The 16,358-nt window shown below is 64.7% G+C and carries 24 protein-coding genes; all 24 read right to left on the reverse strand.

The features are described 5' to 3' along the window. Window positions 1–118: 118 nt before the first annotated feature. Complete coding sequence (locus SB786_RS30595; protein ID WP_410730721.1) at window positions 119–1,270, reverse strand: phage late control D family protein; 1,152 nt, start codon at window positions 1,268–1,270, stop codon at window positions 119–121. Further along, window positions 1,267–1,695 carry a phage tail protein gene (locus SB786_RS30600; RefSeq protein WP_006757087.1) on the reverse strand — a complete coding sequence of 143 codons (429 nt, stop codon included), beginning with the start codon at window positions 1,693–1,695 and terminating at the stop codon, window positions 1,267–1,269. Before SB786_RS30600 ends, SB786_RS30595 begins: the two co-directional genes overlap by 4 nt. Window positions 1,696–1,708: 13 nt before the next feature. Continuing rightward, window positions 1,709–4,471, reverse strand: a complete 2,763-nt coding sequence (locus SB786_RS30605) for a hypothetical protein (RefSeq protein ID WP_410730722.1) — start codon at window positions 4,469–4,471, stop codon at window positions 1,709–1,711. Beyond that, window positions 4,468–4,587, reverse strand: coding sequence for a GpE family phage tail protein (locus SB786_RS30610; RefSeq protein ID WP_014724666.1), 120 nt, complete (start codon window positions 4,585–4,587; stop codon window positions 4,468–4,470). Before SB786_RS30610 ends, SB786_RS30605 begins: the two co-directional genes overlap by 4 nt. After that, entirely contained in the window at window positions 4,587–4,898 is a 312-nt protein-coding gene (locus SB786_RS30615) for a phage tail assembly protein (protein ID WP_410730723.1), read from the reverse strand. Before SB786_RS30615 ends, SB786_RS30610 begins: the two co-directional genes overlap by 1 nt. Before the next feature lie 24 nt (window positions 4,899–4,922). Continuing rightward, window positions 4,923–5,432: a phage major tail tube protein gene (locus SB786_RS30620; protein WP_060082134.1), complete on the reverse strand. Its 510-nt coding sequence runs from the start codon at window positions 5,430–5,432 to the stop codon at window positions 4,923–4,925. Between the two features lie 29 nt (window positions 5,433–5,461). Continuing rightward, window positions 5,462–6,634 carry a phage tail sheath protein gene (locus SB786_RS30625; RefSeq protein WP_410730725.1) on the reverse strand — a complete coding sequence of 391 codons (1,173 nt, stop codon included), beginning with the start codon at window positions 6,632–6,634 and terminating at the stop codon, window positions 5,462–5,464. A gap of 111 nt (window positions 6,635–6,745) precedes the next feature. After that, window positions 6,746–7,495 carry a DNA-methyltransferase gene (locus SB786_RS30630; protein WP_410730726.1) on the reverse strand — a complete coding sequence of 250 codons (750 nt, stop codon included), beginning with the start codon at window positions 7,493–7,495 and terminating at the stop codon, window positions 6,746–6,748. Continuing rightward, a complete protein-coding gene (locus SB786_RS30635) occupies window positions 7,473–7,655 on the reverse strand; it encodes a Com family DNA-binding transcriptional regulator (RefSeq protein WP_410730727.1) in 183 nt (60 codons plus the stop codon). The genes SB786_RS30630 and SB786_RS30635 overlap by 23 nt, the downstream gene beginning before the upstream one ends. Window positions 7,656–7,804: 149 nt before the next feature. Then, window positions 7,805–8,143, reverse strand: a complete 339-nt coding sequence (locus SB786_RS30640) for a hypothetical protein (protein ID WP_410730728.1) — start codon at window positions 8,141–8,143, stop codon at window positions 7,805–7,807. Window positions 8,144–8,209: 66 nt separating this feature from the next. Next, window positions 8,210–8,638 (reverse strand): phage tail assembly chaperone, encoded by a 429-nt coding sequence (locus tag SB786_RS30645; RefSeq protein WP_410730729.1) that lies wholly within the window; start codon window positions 8,636–8,638, stop codon window positions 8,210–8,212. 1 nt (window position 8,639) lies between these two features. Beyond that, window positions 8,640–10,316, reverse strand: a complete 1,677-nt coding sequence (locus SB786_RS30650) for a gp53-like domain-containing protein (protein ID WP_410730730.1) — start codon at window positions 10,314–10,316, stop codon at window positions 8,640–8,642. Window positions 10,317–10,321: 5 nt separating this feature from the next. After that, complete coding sequence (locus tag SB786_RS30655) at window positions 10,322–10,873, reverse strand: phage tail protein I (protein WP_410730731.1); 552 nt, start codon at window positions 10,871–10,873, stop codon at window positions 10,322–10,324. Then, on the reverse strand, window positions 10,866–11,771 hold the full coding sequence (locus tag SB786_RS30660; protein ID WP_410730732.1) for a baseplate J/gp47 family protein: 906 nt from the start codon (window positions 11,769–11,771) through the stop codon (window positions 10,866–10,868). The genes SB786_RS30655 and SB786_RS30660 overlap by 8 nt, the downstream gene beginning before the upstream one ends. Further along, the gene (locus SB786_RS30665) at window positions 11,768–12,133 is read right to left on the reverse strand and encodes a GPW/gp25 family protein (RefSeq protein WP_410730733.1); all 366 of its coding nucleotides are present in this window, start codon (window positions 12,131–12,133) and stop codon (window positions 11,768–11,770) included. The genes SB786_RS30660 and SB786_RS30665 overlap by 4 nt, the downstream gene beginning before the upstream one ends. Beyond that, on the reverse strand, window positions 12,130–12,837 hold the full coding sequence (locus SB786_RS30670; RefSeq protein ID WP_410730771.1) for a phage baseplate assembly protein V: 708 nt from the start codon (window positions 12,835–12,837) through the stop codon (window positions 12,130–12,132). Before SB786_RS30670 ends, SB786_RS30665 begins: the two co-directional genes overlap by 4 nt. Then, window positions 12,816–12,938, reverse strand: coding sequence for a hypothetical protein (locus SB786_RS30675; RefSeq protein ID WP_410730773.1), 123 nt, complete (start codon window positions 12,936–12,938; stop codon window positions 12,816–12,818). Before SB786_RS30675 ends, SB786_RS30670 begins: the two co-directional genes overlap by 22 nt. Window positions 12,939–12,969: 31 nt before the next feature. Further along, window positions 12,970–13,437, reverse strand: coding sequence for a hypothetical protein (locus tag SB786_RS30680; protein ID WP_410730734.1), 468 nt, complete (start codon window positions 13,435–13,437; stop codon window positions 12,970–12,972). Between the two features lie 89 nt (window positions 13,438–13,526). Next, window positions 13,527–13,976: a phage virion morphogenesis protein gene (locus tag SB786_RS30685; RefSeq protein ID WP_410730735.1), complete on the reverse strand. Its 450-nt coding sequence runs from the start codon at window positions 13,974–13,976 to the stop codon at window positions 13,527–13,529. Beyond that, window positions 13,976–14,386 (reverse strand): phage tail protein, encoded by a 411-nt coding sequence (locus SB786_RS30690; RefSeq protein ID WP_410730736.1) that lies wholly within the window; start codon window positions 14,384–14,386, stop codon window positions 13,976–13,978. The genes SB786_RS30685 and SB786_RS30690 overlap by 1 nt, the downstream gene beginning before the upstream one ends. Next, window positions 14,383–14,874: a hypothetical protein gene (locus tag SB786_RS30695; RefSeq protein WP_410730737.1), complete on the reverse strand. Its 492-nt coding sequence runs from the start codon at window positions 14,872–14,874 to the stop codon at window positions 14,383–14,385. Before SB786_RS30695 ends, SB786_RS30690 begins: the two co-directional genes overlap by 4 nt. Next, a complete protein-coding gene (locus SB786_RS30700) occupies window positions 14,871–15,671 on the reverse strand; it encodes an N-acetylmuramidase domain-containing protein (protein WP_410730738.1) in 801 nt (266 codons plus the stop codon). The genes SB786_RS30695 and SB786_RS30700 overlap by 4 nt, the downstream gene beginning before the upstream one ends. Beyond that, window positions 15,664–15,984, reverse strand: coding sequence for a phage holin family protein (locus tag SB786_RS30705; RefSeq protein ID WP_410730772.1), 321 nt, complete (start codon window positions 15,982–15,984; stop codon window positions 15,664–15,666). Before SB786_RS30705 ends, SB786_RS30700 begins: the two co-directional genes overlap by 8 nt. Continuing rightward, window positions 15,984–16,358: a putative holin gene (locus tag SB786_RS30710; RefSeq protein WP_012327676.1), complete on the reverse strand. Its 375-nt coding sequence runs from the start codon at window positions 16,356–16,358 to the stop codon at window positions 15,984–15,986. The genes SB786_RS30705 and SB786_RS30710 overlap by 1 nt, the downstream gene beginning before the upstream one ends.

Genomic DNA, 16,358 nt, shown 5'->3' on the forward strand with positions numbered 1-16,358 from the left:
TCGGCGAGCGATTCACGCAGGCGCGTGGATAACCTGTTGTTCAACCGCCTCGCCCACAAAAATGCGGACAGGTTCGCTTTTTTGATGCGGCGGGCAAACGGCTCGTCCGTCGAGGGCGCTACTCGCTTCCTTCGGATTCGATCTCCGGCACTTCGCTCGCCTTGACCTCTAGGTCGAGGTCCGATGTAAATCCGCCGTTACCGTCGATCGTATGTGTAACTCGTGCAATGATCCAGTTGCAATCGTCGATGACACGTTTGTAACCGCGCACGGTTACAGGTAATTCGGTCATCAGCTCGGGGCGGCCGAGCGCCAGCACAACGCTGAACTCTGCAACGCCGCGCTGCAACTTCTCCCATTCCGCTTTCGCCGCGCGCGTCGCGTTCGCCTTGTTCGCGTACGTGTGCCGCAACGTCTTCACGTTCTCGGCCGTGCCGAACAACACGTCGCCGCTCTTGTCGATCGGCTTCTTCTTCGCTGTCGTGCGACGCCGGCGCCGCTTCACGGTGGTCGACTGCTTCTTCGCAGTGCGCGTGTTCAGGTAGAACGCCTGCACGCCGGAATACGTGTCCCGATCGGCCACGCCGAACTCGTGACGGTCGCCGACGTCGCGCGTAATCGTGACGGCCGGCAGCGGCTTACCGCTCGCCGTGGTTGCCTCCCCGGCCTTGATGAAGAGCAGCAGCCCGTTCTTCACGGTGGCGATCGCGTCGAACATCTTCGCCAAGCGCGACAGCAGATTGGCGTCCGACTCGGCCGTCTGGTCGATGTGGTCGACGAGCTGCCCGTCGAGCGCCTTGCTGATACGCGCCTCGACCTTGTTCTGACTGGCGATCGCGCGCACGATTGCGCCGACCGTCTGCCGATGCCAGGAGCGCTCCTTCTTGATCGATAGGCCCGCGCGCAGATCGACGCTGCGCGCGCGGATCGTCAACACGTCCGGCGTGCCGGTGTGCCGAACCTCATCGACCATGAATTCGCCCTTGTCGACCAGGCCGTTCGCCGCGCCGGCCCAGCCGATCGCCAGCTTCAGCGTGACGCCGCGACTCGGGATCTCGAGGGCGCCGTCAGAATCGTCGAGGCTGATATCGAGCTGGTCCGCTTCGAAGCCGCGGTTGTCCTGCAGCGTCAGCGAGATCAGCCGCCCGTCGAACTTCTTCGTGATGTTCTTCCCGTTGAGCGTGATCGAGTAGATCGCACGCGGCACGCGATCGTCGGCAATCACGACCTTCTGCGCCAGGTCGGCGCCGGGGATGTCCGACAGGTTCATAGCGAGATCGCCCCCTTGATGGCATCGGTCACGATGCCAAGCATGTCGAGATCGTCGTTGCGTGTCAGAGCAATGGAAAACTCGATGCGGCGCGCGGTGCCGTCGTCGAAAAATAGCGTGCGCGTCGTATCGATGTTGTCGATCGTGAACATGCCGTAAATGTGGCCGGTGCCTTCGATCAGCGGCCAGGCGGTGTGCTGGCCCGCCATGGCTTCGATGACGGCGAGTGACATATCGCCGCCCGTCAGCTCGGGCAGCAGCACGCCGGACAGGCTGATGGTTTCGTCGTCCTCGCCGACGTACTGCCGCGCGGGCTTTCTGCCGACGCGGTTGTTGCTGGCGAAGCGCCAGCCGCGCCGGCGCTTCAGCTCCTGATAGGGTAGGGTCGACAGGCTGAACACGAACAGCCCGAGCGCCATCATCATGACAACCTCTCCTTCAATCCCGGTCGCGTAGGCGCGATCGGTCGCGTGCGGCCTGTGCGGCCTGTTCCTGGCGCATCACCTGCAGCACCTTCCGTGCGAGAGCACCCTCATCCATGCCCGGCGCCGCATACACCTGGATCGTGATCGGCGCCGGCGCGAGCGGTGCGCGCGCGGCGGTCGACGTGACCGTGAGCGGTGGCCGGTTGTCGACGGTGAGCGGTGCGCCGCCGGCGATCGCCGCGCCCGTAATGCTGATGCCGGCGCCGGCGGCGACGATTCGCTTGCCAACTTCGAGCACCGTCGACAGCGGCCCCTCCTGACCCTCGCGCAGACCTTGCTCGAGGCCGGCCATCGTGAAGCCGCCGAGCGCGGCGAACACGCGGCTCGGCGAATGGATGCCGAGCTTTTCCTTGAACCAGCCGATCACGCTGCTGCCGGCCGACGTGATCGCATCCTTCACCGCTCCCAGACCGCTTTTGATACCGTTGACCAGGCCGGACATGAGGTTGGCGCCGAACTCGATGAAGCGCGCAGATACCTGCGCAAAGATCACGACGATGTTCGCGAGCCACGCGCCGAACCCCGTGCCGGCATTGGTCGCGGCGTCGAGGCTCTTCTTGCTGGTATCGACCGGTCCTAAGAGGCGTGTGATCCAGCCCCACGCACTCTGCACCGCTCCGACCAACCAGTCGAACACGGGCTTCAGCGGCCCGAACGCCGCGCCGAGCGTCGCGAGCACGCCGCTGAAGATCGGCGCGAGCGGCCGGAGGCCCTCGGTCAGGCCCTGCCAGAAGCCGGAGAAAAACGCCTTGATCGGCTCCCAATACTTGATGACCAGGAGCGCGGCGAGCGCGATGCCGGCAATCACCAGTCCGATAGGGTTCATCAGCGCGGCGCGGCCGACGAACAGTAGCGCTCGCGCGACGGCGCCGAGCGCACGCACGAAGACGCCGCCCTGGATGCCGAGCAGCGACATGCTGAAGCGCACGATCGCCAGTGGGCCAAGGACGCCCGCGAGCGCGATTGTCAACGTGCCGAGCACGGCGAGCAGCATACCGAGGCCGGCCGCGCCGATCGCGACCGCACGCGTGAAATTCGGGTATTCCTTCGCGAAGCCGAGCAGCCGCTCGAGTACGCTCGTCGTCAGCTCGAGCGCGCGGTTGTACACGGGCAGCACCTGCTCGCCGATGACGGTGCGCAGGTTGCGCACCTTCTCGAGCGCGATCAGCTCCTTCCCTTCCGTTTGCTTCTGGCCCAGCTCGTGCAGCTTGTCGATGCCGTACGCGCCACGATTGAGCTTTTCGTTCTTGTGAATCTGCTCGCGCTGCATGTACATCGTGGCGAACAGGTTCGCGCCGTTGCCGTTCGTCATGATCGTGGAGAATTCCTCCAGGATCTTCGCGTCGGACGTGATGCCCTTGGCCTTTAGCTTCGGCAACAGCACCTTCTCCAACCACTCGAACGGCGACGCGTTGAAGAGGTCGCCACCGATCAGCGCGCCGGGCTTGATGCGCTTCACGTTGCCGATTGTGTTGTACTCGACCGATTTCTTGTCGACGAGCCCCAGCTCGACCAGGCGCTTCGCCGCGCGCACCGTGGTCTTGCCCTGCATCAGGTTGCTGTACGCGGCCTGCACGCCGGTGCCGGCGGCATGCCCGCCCATTTCCTGAATCAGCGGTTCCATCTGGTAGTAGAACGCGTCCTGGCGCATCTGCTTCGCCGCGACTTTGCCGGTCTGGATGAAGTTGCGCCACTCGTCGCCGCCGACGCGGCCGCCGGTCGCGGTCAGCACCTGCTGGACCATGTTCGCTTCGCCCTTGAACGCTGCTTCGCTTTTCGTGCCGCCGCGCAGCTCGATCACCTTCAGCATGTTCATGAACTTCTCTTCGTTCTCGTGCCCCTGGCCGGCACCGAACATCGCCTCGTTCGCGAACTTCATCTTCGCCAGAGTCGGCATCACCATCTGCGCGTGATGCTCGTCCGCGAAGATGGACATCGCGTCGCGCATCAACGTCATGTTCTCGGCGACCGCAACGCCCGGCGTGTTCATCGCGCGCACGTAGCGCTCGGCGTCCTGCGTCGCACGGTCGCCCAGGCCGAGCCCCTGGATGCGGCCCCGCTCGTTCTGGACCTTCTTCGCCTCGGCGAGCGGCTCGCGCAAATCGTTGAGGATGTGCGAGCCGGTCGCACGCGCGGCATATCCGCCGATCGCCATTTCTGCCGCTGCACCGCGCATGGCGCCCATTTTTGCGCGCGCGTCCGCGATGCGCTTCTGACGCGTGTTCAGCGCGTCGAGTCGCCGCGATTGGGCGTCGATCGCGCCTGTCGTTGCGGCGATGTCGGTGCGCAGCGTGCGCTCGTGCTGGGAGAGCTTGCCCGTGTCGACGCCGGCGCGGCTCAGCCGATTGCGCAGCTCGTCGACGCTGGCGGATTGCTTCTTGAACGCGGCGCCGAGCTTCGACGAGGCTTGCCGCGCCTTCGCCAACTCGGCAACCATCTGTTGCGACGGCGGCCCATACGCGCGCAGCGACGCCGCGAGTTCCTTGACCTTCTTCTGCGCGTCGGCGAGCTTCGTCGCGGTGTTGGCGAGCCCCGTGCGCATCTCGCGGAACTCGCCGATGCGCCGCTGCGTATCGTTGAGTTCCTTGAGGCGCGCGCGGGAGTCCCGCAGCTCCTTCACGAGCGTGCGGTTCTTCGTGGCGATCTCGCGGATCGGCCGGCTCGCTTGGTCGAGTGCCTTGAGGACGACCTCAAGGCGCAGGGAGCGGTCACTCATTCATCGCCCCGTTCGTAGCGGACGCGCGCGTGCTCGCGCCAGGTCATCAATTCATCCAGCGACATGGCGTTCATCACGTCAGGCGTCCAGTGGAAAACGAGGGCGATGTCGGCCATCACTTCGTCGACGGCTCGAGGGATGCGTCCTGCTTCACGGAGTTCGGTACCAAAAAACCGGCAAGCTCCGTGCCGAGCTTGACCAGGTCGGCCGGGTCCATGCGCAGCACGTCCTGCTCGGTCAGCATCGGATTGCTGATGCGCGGGAGCACCTTCGACAGGGCGATGACATCGAGCTGCAGGACATCGGTGAGCGTGACGCCGCGCAGCGCGCCGCTGCCCGACATGGTCAGCGTGACAGCATCGATTTTTTGTTCACCACGCGCGATCGGGGTATCGAGGGGCAGCAGGTCGGTTCGTTTCAGGGACATGTTCATTCCTTAGAGGGGGAGGGGTTACAGGCCCAGGTGGCGGCGCTGTTGGGCGAGGCGATCGACGCCGCCGACTATCTCGACGAAGTTGGGGATGTCGATCTCGATCAGGGTTTCGCCGTTGACGACGAGGCGGTAATACGACAGCGACATCGTTCCGGTCTGGTCAGCGTTGTCGCCGGCCTTGGCCTTGCCGGGGTCGATTTCCTTGTAGCGACCGCGCACGTACACCTCGACCCCATCGGTTTCCTCGGTGTCGTCGCGCTGATAGGAGCCGGCGAAGCGTACGGATACGCCGTCGATCTTCGACGTGCCCCATGTCTTGAACATCTCCTTCATGAAGCCGCCCATCGTGACGCCCAGCTCGAGCTTCTCCATGCCGAGGTCGATGTCGACCTCAGCGTTCATGCCGCCGCCGCGATACGCCTCCATCTTGCGCGTGAGCTTCGGCAACTGGATCTCGGGCACCTCGCCGACGAACGAGACGCCGTCCTCGAACACGTTGAAATTCTTGAGTTTGGATGGCAGAGCCATTGTGTTTTCCTATGGTGAGTGGCGGCCCGTCAGACGGCGATGCTTTCCGCGAACTTGACCAGGTAGCGGTCCGTGATGCGCTGCCGGAACGTCAGGTCTTCGAGCGGCGGAACCGGGCAGAAGTCATAGTCGATGAAGCCCTGGCCGGCCTTGAGCGATTCCTTCTCGTTGGCCGCCGGATCGAACCAGCACTGGCCGTCGATCAGGTAGCCGGCCGTTTTCCACGCGCGGAACTTCGCGTTTACGCCGTCGACGATGTCCTGCATCAGCGTGCGGCTCATCGGCTGGTCGACCGCCCACATGTGCGCCTCGGCCATCGTGTCGGCGATCACCTGCGCGCTGCGCACGTAGTTCTCGAACGCCCACAGCTTGTCCTCGGAGCAGGTCCGCGATCCCCACAGACGGTAACCATTCGCGTTCACGAGCGTGGTGACGTCGTGGCTGTTCAGGTACCCAGCGTCGGTGTCCGGGTCCTGCAGGTCCCAGAACACGTCGCGACTGATACCTGTGACGCCGTTCACGACGACGTTGGAGATCGTCTTGTGCCAGCCGGTTTCTTCGTCGATCTTCGCGCGCATGCCGAGTGCGCGCGCCGTGGCCCAGGTGATGTCCTCGGCGTTGGTCGTGGTGTTCCAGTTCACGAAGTCCGGCCAGATTGTCATCAGCTCGCGCTGACCGAAATTGGCGCGGTAGGCGACGGCCTCTTCTTTCGTCTTCGCGCCGAACGCGTTGACGTATGCAAAGCCGCGCAGCCTTTGTGCGACCGTCGCCAGCTCGGTCGCGACAGGCAGGGTGTCCAGACCCGGGCAACCAAGCACGCGCGGTTTGACGCCGAGCCGCGTATTCGCAGCGAGCAGCGCCTTCATGCCGGTGTACTGGCCGTCCGCGGTCGTCGTGCCGATCACATTGCTGGTAGTTTCGTCCGCGTCCTTGCCGGTCGGCACGCGCACGCCGACGATCAGCGGCGAGGTCTGCGCAGCGATCGCGTCGAGCGAACGCGCGAGCGTGCCCTTCGTGCCGGCGCGGCCGATTGCGGCCCGCACGTCCGTGATGAGGAAGGGACGGTTCTCGGGGAAGGTGGTGGCATCGGCGTCGTCGCCGGTACAGACCATGCCGATCACGGCCGTGCTGACCGTGCGGATGGGGCGCGTACCGTCATTGATTTCAATGACGCGTACGCCGTGGTGGTAATCAGAAGGCAAGCTTTTCTCCCGGAAGTGAGCCTTCCGAAAGATTGCCTTCCGCGCGCGCGGAGATCACGCGCGGTAGGTTGTACAGCGGCAGGGCACAACCGAAGCCGCTGCCGCGTGTCGCTATGCGGCGATGGGCAACATGTCCCGCTCGGTCAGGCGCGCCGTCGCGACCTGGTGATAGCTCGGTTCGAGCTCGCAACCGATCCAGTTCAAGCCGGCTTCCTTCGCTGCGTCGAGGAACGTACCGGACCCTGCGAACGGGTCCAGGACAACGCCGCCGGCCGGCGCCAGTCGCACGACGTCGCGCGCGAGCTGGGCGGGCTTCTCGGTCATATGGCGTTTCGGATGCGCGAGGCGCTCGGAGAACACGCCAGGCAGATACACGTCGGCGCGGCGCACGGCGCCCTTCGTCGCCCAGACCAGGAATTCGGCTTGCTGGGCGAAGCCGCCCATGCGCGGCCGCGTGCGGCCACTCGTCTTGTCCCATACGGCGACGCCGCGCCAGGTGAAGCCGGCGGCCTGGATCGCATCGGTCAGGCTTGGCAACTGACGCCAGTCGACGAAGCAGGCGAGGTGCGCTTCGTTGCGGCAGATGCGATAGGCTTCCGCCAGCCACGTCATGCACCAGAACGTCCAGGAGCGCTGGTCCTTGGTGTCGTGCTGGAATTCAGGATAGACGGTCTTCACGTCGCCGCCGATGTACTTGCTCGACGGCGCCTGGCTGCGCGAAGCGCTCGTGGTGCCTCCGGACGAGTAGGGCGGGTCGGTGAAGACCAGATCGACGCACGCATCGGGCATCGCACGCATGACGCTCAAGGCGTCGGCCTGGTGCACGCGGTTGATCAGATCAGCGGAGAGGATGTGTTGCATGGGGCGAATCCCTTGTGTCGGAGGCTCGGTGGCCTGCGGGTAAGGGGCTCGTGGCCCTCAGAATATTCATTGCACCGCAACGCGGGCATTTGATGGTGAGCCGGACGTATTCGCCGGCGCCGAGTTTGCGGTTACAGCTTCCGCATCGGATGTCCTGCATGGGGTGATTCCTGCTTGTGCTAGGATGCCGGCGCCTCTCGAGAGGTGTCGCGGCCCTGGCCAATCCTGCAGGCGTGCTCTGCGGGTGCGGGGCGTGCACGATGTTGCTGCATCGCGCACGTCGCCGCGTCCTTCCCTTCCCGTGTCGCGTTACGCGACGTATTCGCCGCCGGCGAGCATGTAGCGGTTGGTCGAGCCGTACATCATCGACCCGTCCGCATTTGGCGCGCCACCTTCGGGCTTCGGTTCCATCAGTCGCCGCTGGATGTACGCGAACGCCCCCTCGTCGGCTTCCGGCATGCCCGACACGAGGATCGTTACTCCGCCCTGCAACGGCAACTTCCCCGCCTTGAATGTGGCTTCCGACACATAACTCTGTACCGTTCCGCTCGTGTACTTCGACGCTGCATCGATCGAGACATTGCTGACGATGTGGTACGTCGCTCGTGCGCCAGTCGATTCCAGCACGACATCTTTCTTGATTGCCATTTTTGTTCCTTCCTGTGTGAAATGGGCGCTCGACCCAGAATCCTCAATTCAGTTCGCGGCCGCCAATCACAACGGAAAGGTGGGCCACTCGATCTCCGGGAAACCTTCCTTCCCGGTTAAGTCACGAAGCTCGCGACGATAGGCGAGCAGCGCGCGGTACTGCGCTTCGGTGAGCGTAGTCTCAACACCTTCTTCGACCTGGTCGCGGTGCCGCGTCACCAGGCCGTCGGTCTGCTCCAGTAGACGGTTGCGTTTGTTCGTTGCGATCTCGATGCGCTCTTCGAAGGGCTGCGGAGGATGATCAACGAACGCTGGCCGTCCTCGGACACAGAGCGCCATGCAGCGGCCGTGCGATTGGCCATCGAGAAGCCGAGCATGGTCGCTGTCGCTGATCTTGATCGCGCTGACCGGAATCGACTCACGGGAGTGCACTTGATCGTCGTAGAAGGCGATGACTCGCCGAGTGGAATCGATGTCTGCGTACTTTTGTCCCATATCACCAACCGAATGCCGTCCAAAAAAAACCATCGATTGAGCCTTGCCCGGAAGACTGGACGAAGGCTTGAAAGCCAGCGTTGTTCCACCACCGCATCTGAATCCACTGATCAGCCTGGTTCGTCCCGGCGCTGTTATGTGCGGTCGCGTTCAAACAGACACAGGCCGAAGGGAAGGCAACCGGGAAATTGATCACCGGTGGATGGCCTTCTGTCATGCCGCCGCCGAGGTATCCCCACTGGATCATGAATCCGCTGTTGTGTTTCCAAGCGCCGTTCCCGTTGCGGTTGAACATGATCGAACCACCGCCGCCGAACATGTTGTTCAGCCATTGGCCGGCCCACGGCAACCAGATGTTCCCGTCGTTCTGGATGGTCGCTGCGCCGATGTGCAGGGTGCCGTTGTCTTCAAAGAATGCGGGCACCCCGTTGTATGCGCTGTTGATCAGTTCGAGGCCACCACCGCGCCGTGCACGCAGGAACGTTTGCCAGCCGTCTGCCGCGCGGAGGCCGAAATCCGCATCCCATCCATCGCGCGCGAGATACAGACGCCCGTTCATGGTGTCGCCACCGCGATTGATTTTGGCGTTCGGATCGAAATTGCCGGTGTCCCATGGCGTGAGGCCGGCCCAATTCGGCCGTGCGCGAGGGAAACTCACGGTGCCGTTGTCCTGAATCGCCAAATTGACGGCAGTATTGGCGGCGTTCGCGATCATCAACTGGCGACTGGATGCCTGCGCTTGAATTCGCGGCGCATAGCCGTTCGCGTTGAATACCAGCGACGAACCATAGTCGCCCGCGCCGTACAGTGTGACGGCGCCGTTGACCTGGCCACCAATGTTCCTGTCCAGCGGCGTGAGATTCGCGTTATCCCACGGCGTCGCGCCGGACCACGATGGACGCTTCGCGAAACTGATTACCTGCGAGGCTCGAGGAATTTCCAGCACGCGACGCTGCGTGACGCCGTCATCGTCAAACGCGCTGATTGCGAAGTCGTCGGTATCGGACTTGCCGAGCGTCCACCGATTTTTCCCGCCGTTCCTCAGATAGACCGTGCTCCAGCCAGCTCCGTTATCGACGGTCGCGTAGGTCATCGATATACCGGCCGCCGCGCTGACGGGACCGGTGAAGCGCGCGCCCGTCAGTGCGGCGTACCGGATCGCGACTGTCTTCGGCGTCACGGCGCGCGTATCGTCGGTGCCGGAGTCGACCTCGTCCTGCGTTGCCAGCTCGACGACGCCCTTGCGCTCGATCGTCGCCGGCGGATTCAGGAACGTCGTCGGCCCGAAAACGAGCTTCGTCACGTCGATCGAGGTGAACACGGTATCGGCGGCCAGCAGCAGCATCGAGGCCGCCGCCTTTTCGAGGATCGGATCGTTCTGCACGTAGACGCCGAACAACACGCCGTTGTCCAGGTACAGCCCGAACCCGTACAGCGTGTACTGGTCCGCACTGTCGTCCTGGATCACAATGTGGATCGTATCGTTGGCGACGGTATCGCCGCCGAACGTCGTGATGCGCTTCAACTCGCTCGGCAGCGCGGTCATATCCGGTTGAAACACGAAGGCCGCCGTGGCGAGGCCAATCTGCGTGACCTGGCGCGCGGTGGTCCCGGTGTTGCCGGGCGCCACCAGTGCGGCGCGGCCGGCGTCCGTGATGTAGATGAGGTTTCCAGCCATGTTCGTTAATCCGTGAGAGAGAGGCGGCGATAAACGGCCGCGCGCACGCCACATGCGACGCCGATCGAGCCGTGCATGCTGAAGCCCTGCGTGAAGGTGTAGTGGGCGGTGCCGCGCTTCGCGCGATCGATCTCGGCGCGGATGTCGTTGACGTACTGCGCAGTGGCCGGCACGCCGTCACGCGCGCCGACCGTCATCACGATCTCGAACGTGCCCGGCACGCCTCGCGGCGTTTTCTCGAACCACTCACGCATCACCACATTCGCACCGAACGACGCACACACGTCACGCACGGCGTCGGCGGTGCCCTTCTTTCGGGCGATCCGGATCGCGGATTTCACGCGTGCACGCTTCACCTGCTCGGGCCATTCGTCGCGCCAGGTATCGACGCCCATGTGCCAGGCGAGCCAGGGAAGGAAGCGCAGCGGGATTCGATCCGGGTCCATCAGCGTGTCGATCTCGACCGGGATGTCGAGCACGTCCGCGTTGGCTTCGGCGAGGCGCCGCTCGAGCACGGTCGCGTTCGGCGGCAGCAGGGAGACGGCCGGCTTAGTCATCGGCCACCCCACCGTCCGTCAGCTCGATACCCGTGCAGTACGGCGCCTGGTCGATCGCGATCGGCACGCCTTCGGCTGGCGTGTCGAGCAGCACCTTCTGGACGCCGGCGACGCGCATCGACGCGTACAGACCGTCCAATGTGACCTCGGAACCCGGCCGATGCATCGAGTCAGTGAATTGCTGCGTCTTCTTCCGCGCTTCGGCAAGGGCGACCGCTCGATCCGGGCCATTGAAGAATCGCAGCGTCGCGCGAATCGCGTACGGGACGATCTTCGCGCTTTGCACGATGACCTCGTCCGCCTGCGGGCGCTTTTTCTCCAGCGCCTTCTTCACGATGTCGATCAGTTCCTGGCTCGCAGTGCCGTCACCCTCGCGCGACAGGATCGTGACGATCATCACGCATGGCGACGGGCTATAGGCGGTCGCCGCCTTCACGCGCCCGTCAGCAGCGCGCGCATGGAACACGTACGCGTCGTCGGGGCCAGCGACTGAGAAGCCACGCGGCGCGAGCTGGATGCGCTCGCGCAGGCTGTCGTCGTCCTCGTAGACAGGATCGATGCCCTGGTCGGGGTCCCCCGGCGAGATCCGCAGACGGTCGACGTCGAAGAGGGCGCCGATGTGCTCGAGCGTGCTGCGCTTCGCGTACGCGAGCAGGATGCCGCGCGCCTTCTCGTTCATGAGCGCGAGCAGCAGCATTTTTTCGTACGCGCCTTCCTGCAGCAGCTTCACCATCGGCTCCGATTCCAGCTCGAGCGTGGCCGCAATCTCGTCCTGCTGTTCCTTCGGATACAGCGAGATCAGGCGTGCCTTCTTCTCGGCCAGGATTGTTTCGTAGTCGAGTTCGTCGACGATGTCGGGGGCCGGGAGCTGTGACAGATCGATGGGCGTCGTTCTCATGCAGCACCTCGGCCGTTCGTCGCCGGCAGACGCATGGAGAATGCGGTGCCCGCACGCGGGCCGTCCGTGCGCTCGCCTTGCAGCTCGAGCATGGCGCCGCCGTCGATGCCGGTGCTACCGAAGTCCACCTGATTGACCTGGATGCGCGGTTCCCAACGAGCCAGCGCCATGACGGACGCCGCCATCACGCGCATGCGCATCACCGGATTGACAGGGCCGTCGATCAGCTCGGGCAGCAGCGAGCCGTATTCACGACGCATTACGCGCGTGCCGAGGGGCGTGAAAAGGATGTCCGCGACGGACTGCTCGATGTGGGCCTGGCCGGCGATCGCGCGGCCGGTGCGTGCGTCCATTCCGATCATGCGTCACCCGCGATCGGTTTCGAGGTCTGCGCAAACTCGCCTTGCGCCTGGTGCGGGTGGCCCACGAGGCTGACGCCGCGCGCCTTTACGTCGACATCAGCGGTCACAGTGCCGGTGAGATGCGCGCTACCCTCAATCTCGATCACTGGGCCGCCACCGCCGGCGCCGCCTCCATTCTTGCCGGTGGCGCCAGATTCGAACGTGAGCGGCCCCTTCACGAGCAGCGAGCCCGTTACGGTCGTGTCGTCGGCGTCGAGCGTGACGGATTGGGCCTTGACCGTCGCGGTGTTGGTTTCGACCGTGACGCTGCCGGGAGCGACGACGTGCACAGTCGCGCCGGCCGGCAGCGTGGCCGTTAACGCGTGCGCTGCGAAGTCGTACGCGATACGGGCGCCGTCCCGATAGGCCCGGAGGTGTTCGTTCGGATTCGAGCTCGGGGAGTCGTGTTCGTCGCAATAGACGCCGGGCAGGAAGAGGCCCGTCGTCGGTTCGCCCGAAGGGCAAAGGAGCAGACCCGGCTCGCCGATCGACGGCGGGTCCCACTCGATACTGTCGCCGGTGCGCTGCGCGAGCCAGCGAATCCAGTCGGTTTGCAGGCCGCCGGATTCGATGCGAACGCGGCGGGCGCCGTGATCGACTTCGATCACGGTGCCCTCGCGAAGCAGGCTCTCGATGCGGCGGTTCAGGTCAGCAAAATCATCCATGCGGCAAGGATGCCGCGCGCGCGGGAGAGGGTCACGCGGATGTCGTTGTACGCCGACAGGTGACAACAAAAATGCCCGCGGAACGACAGTTCGGCGGGCATTGCGGCGGCGGTATTGAGCGCGCGCGTCGGTTTATTTGACTTCTGGGAGGTTACACCGAAGCTTCCAGAGCATGAGCAACACGATTTCTTCAATCACATCGTTGCTGCGCGCATTTGGTCCGAAATTATAAATCTGCGGGTTGCCGTCGATCCTGATGATGTGCCAGTTCTCATTGAGCACGATCTTCAGGATATCGTCGCTGGACACCTTACCGTCATGTCCTAAGCGAATTTCCGTAAACGTCACAATTCCTACGATGTCGCTCCCGAGTCGGCCATGACCTCCCGAGACGATCACGTCGCCGTAAGGCGTTCGCAATTCAACTCTGCGCCCGATAGATTCTGCTCCTGTGGCTGATGTGCCTTGCGACGCGTAATCAGGCCGATTCATGAGCATGTGAACGGACGCCAGGAAATTCCCCATTACGCTGCTCACCTGCTTGGCTTTCGACAGGCCCTCGGTCGTTTTCATCACTGTGGACGGTTCGATCACCGACATGTTGGTCTCCTTGTTGTGGAGCGTTCATTCTGACAATCCCGCAACCTCAGAGCAAGAGACGTCCTTTCCATGGACCACGAGCTTCGCGCCTACCCCGACAGGAAATCGAGCACGACGTCGGCGATCCGGTCGACGTCCGCATCGGCCAGGCCGAGCAGCTCGCGCACCGGATATTGGACGACCGGGCCGTTGCGCTCGACGCGATCGCGCAGGCCCTCCTGGTGCACGCGCGCGATGCGCTCGACCTGGCGTGTGAAATGGAGGACCGACGCGTCAGCGGTCGACGCGGTTTTGAGGAAGCGCGCGGTTCGCAGCTTCGCGAACATCGCACGCCGGATGCGGCCCTTCTTTCGTCGGGCCTGCGGCTTGCGCGGTGCGTACCGGCTACCGTCGGGGTTGCGGGCTTCGGCGATGCGTCGCGAATGGCGCCGGCGCAGCTCGATGGCCAGCCCTTTCGCCAGCACCGCGCGCTGCGCGGACGTGAGCTGACCGAGCAGGCCGGTCGCCCAATCCTCGGCGCGGGACAGTCGATCGACCATCAGGCCCCCGCGATCGGCGGCTCGCCGAAGTGGCGAATCTCGTAGCCGCCCGGCTGCTCGACCACGCCGACGCGCTCGGTCAGCTTCAGCAGGATCTCGACGTCCGATTTGCCGTTGTCGAGCAGCTCGGCCTGGAACTTGAATCCGTCGCGACAGAGGTCGCGGTTGAGCAGCAGCTCGGGCTGGTGGATCTTCAGCCAGGCGATGATCGGCACCATCAGGTGATCCGAATGGCCGGCGTAGTCGGTCACGACGATGTCGAGCGTGTACGCATATTCGAACGACAGCGATTTCGCGGCGGTGACGGCAATGGACCCGTGTTCGATGAAGATGTGCAGCCGGTCGGGATCGCGCGCGAACTCGGGCAGGGCGGCTGTCAGCGCGGCGCGCAGGCTGTTGGGTTTGTTCATGGCGCGGGTTCCTCACCATCGCGCACGCGAGCTTGCAGCGCGATCAGTTGCTCGGCGTTTTCGTGACAGGTGGTGTAGTTGCCGGCGACGGTTGTGGCGACGGCAGAGAGCGCAATGCCCGAGGGGGCCGCATCAGCGCTTCCGGGATCGCCCACCGGCACGTTGGCGGCGGCGCCGTCGTGCACGCGCACAAACCCAACAGGAACAACGCAGGCGCGATCCGCTTCGCGATCCACATAGACGGGAACCTCCTTGATGATGGTGTCGCCCTTCTCGCGGACGACCTGGACACGGTCGACGTACTGCGTGACGACCATCACGTCGCGGCGTGCCGCGTCGCGCTCGGCCGTCCGATCGCGCACGTCGCGCGCGAGATTGTCGACGCGCCGGCCGGCGTCGACCAGGCGCGCATGCTGGATTGCGATGACGACCGCAGCTATGGCGAGCGCGATCGCGCCGGCGACGAAGATACGGGCGCCAGTCGTCACGCGGCCGCCCGGCTGTAGCGATCAAAGGCCCGTTCGAGCTTCACGTCGTAAAGGTGCTCTGCGTAAGCGTTGCCGTTGTACAGCTCGGCGAACTTCGCCCACTTCTTACCGCGCAACGCGGCGAGCATTACCTTGTCAGCCAGGACGAAGCGTACGAATGCCTCGAGCTGCTCGGCCTCGCTGACCTTCATCGCCTCGACATATGCGAACACGTCCGGGTAGCCGAGCGCCTTCCAGTGGAAGCCCATGATTTGAAACGCGCCCCAGCTCGTCGCCTCGAGCGCGCACGCGGCTGAAATCTGCGATGCGCTCGCGAGACGCGCGTATTCTGCAGCGTCGCCGGCGTAGCCGCCGCGTTTCTGGTTGATCAGGGCCGGATATTTCGCCGCCAGCGCGTCCGCGTCCAGGCCGGCCGCCGCGAGCTGGCGGTACATGATGTGCCGCTCGTACAGGATCACGGGCCGCCCGTCAGGCAGGAACCCGGCGCCTTTCGATTCCACCTCGTTGACGGCACGCACGGCCGCGATATCGACCTGCAGCCGATCAGCCGCGCGCTGCAGGTCGGCGTCGGTGAGGTGGCGCGGATCGCGCCGGCCGGCCGAGAGTGTCGACCACGTCTTCGGGCCGACGATGCCGTCTGCGACCAGCCCGTGCGTGGCCTGGAACGCCACCACGGCGTTGCGGGTTGCGTTGCCGTAGATTGCGTCGGCGTCGATGCGCGCGCCGGCTGCGATGAGCTGGCGCTGCAGGTAGCTGACGTCGGCGCCGCGGTCGCCGAGGCGAAGCGTTTTATACATGGCGCCCCCATACCTTGAATTGCAGCACGCGCGCGATCACGGAGTCGCGCGGGTTGCCACGGTGGAACAGCTCGACGACGTTGCCGCGAACGCCGTACACGGCGAGGCACAGGACGCCGACCAGCACCGTGTCGGCGAGATTCGCCGGCGGCAGCATGCCAAACGCGGCGCGGATCGGCGCGGCGCCGGCGGCGACCGCGATCGTGTACGCCAGGCATGCCGCGAGCGGCCGGTGTGTGCTCGTGCCACGGCGGAAGGTCACGAGGCGCAGCGCGAGCGCCGCGCACAGCATCACGTAGACGGTTGTGAGCATCACTTTTCCCTCCCCTTGAACACGTTCAGCAGCCGATCGGGCGCGTCGGCCTGGGCGATCAGCCACAGCAGCAGTTTCACGACGAGCGCGGATGCGATCAGCGCGCCGATGCCGGCGTGCACCTCAACGCGGGCCGGCAGCACCGCGTCGAGCGCGGCGGCGAATAGCTCGGCCGTGAGGCACCCGGCGACGAACGAGATCACGAAGAACGCGATGCGCTTCGGAATCGACGGGTCGGCGGCCGTCATCACGAACAGCAGCGAGCCGGCGAACGCGCCCATGACGACGTTGGCGTCGACGCCGGGAAACAGCGACAGCGTGGCGACGCCAAGCGCCGCGACCGTCGCGGACGACGTGGAAATAGGTTCAGCCAT

Origin of the sequence: Burkholderia sp. SIMBA_062 (genome assembly GCF_046534765.1) — a bacterium.
Classification (GTDB): Bacteria; Pseudomonadota; Gammaproteobacteria; order Burkholderiales; family Burkholderiaceae; genus Burkholderia; species Burkholderia ambifaria.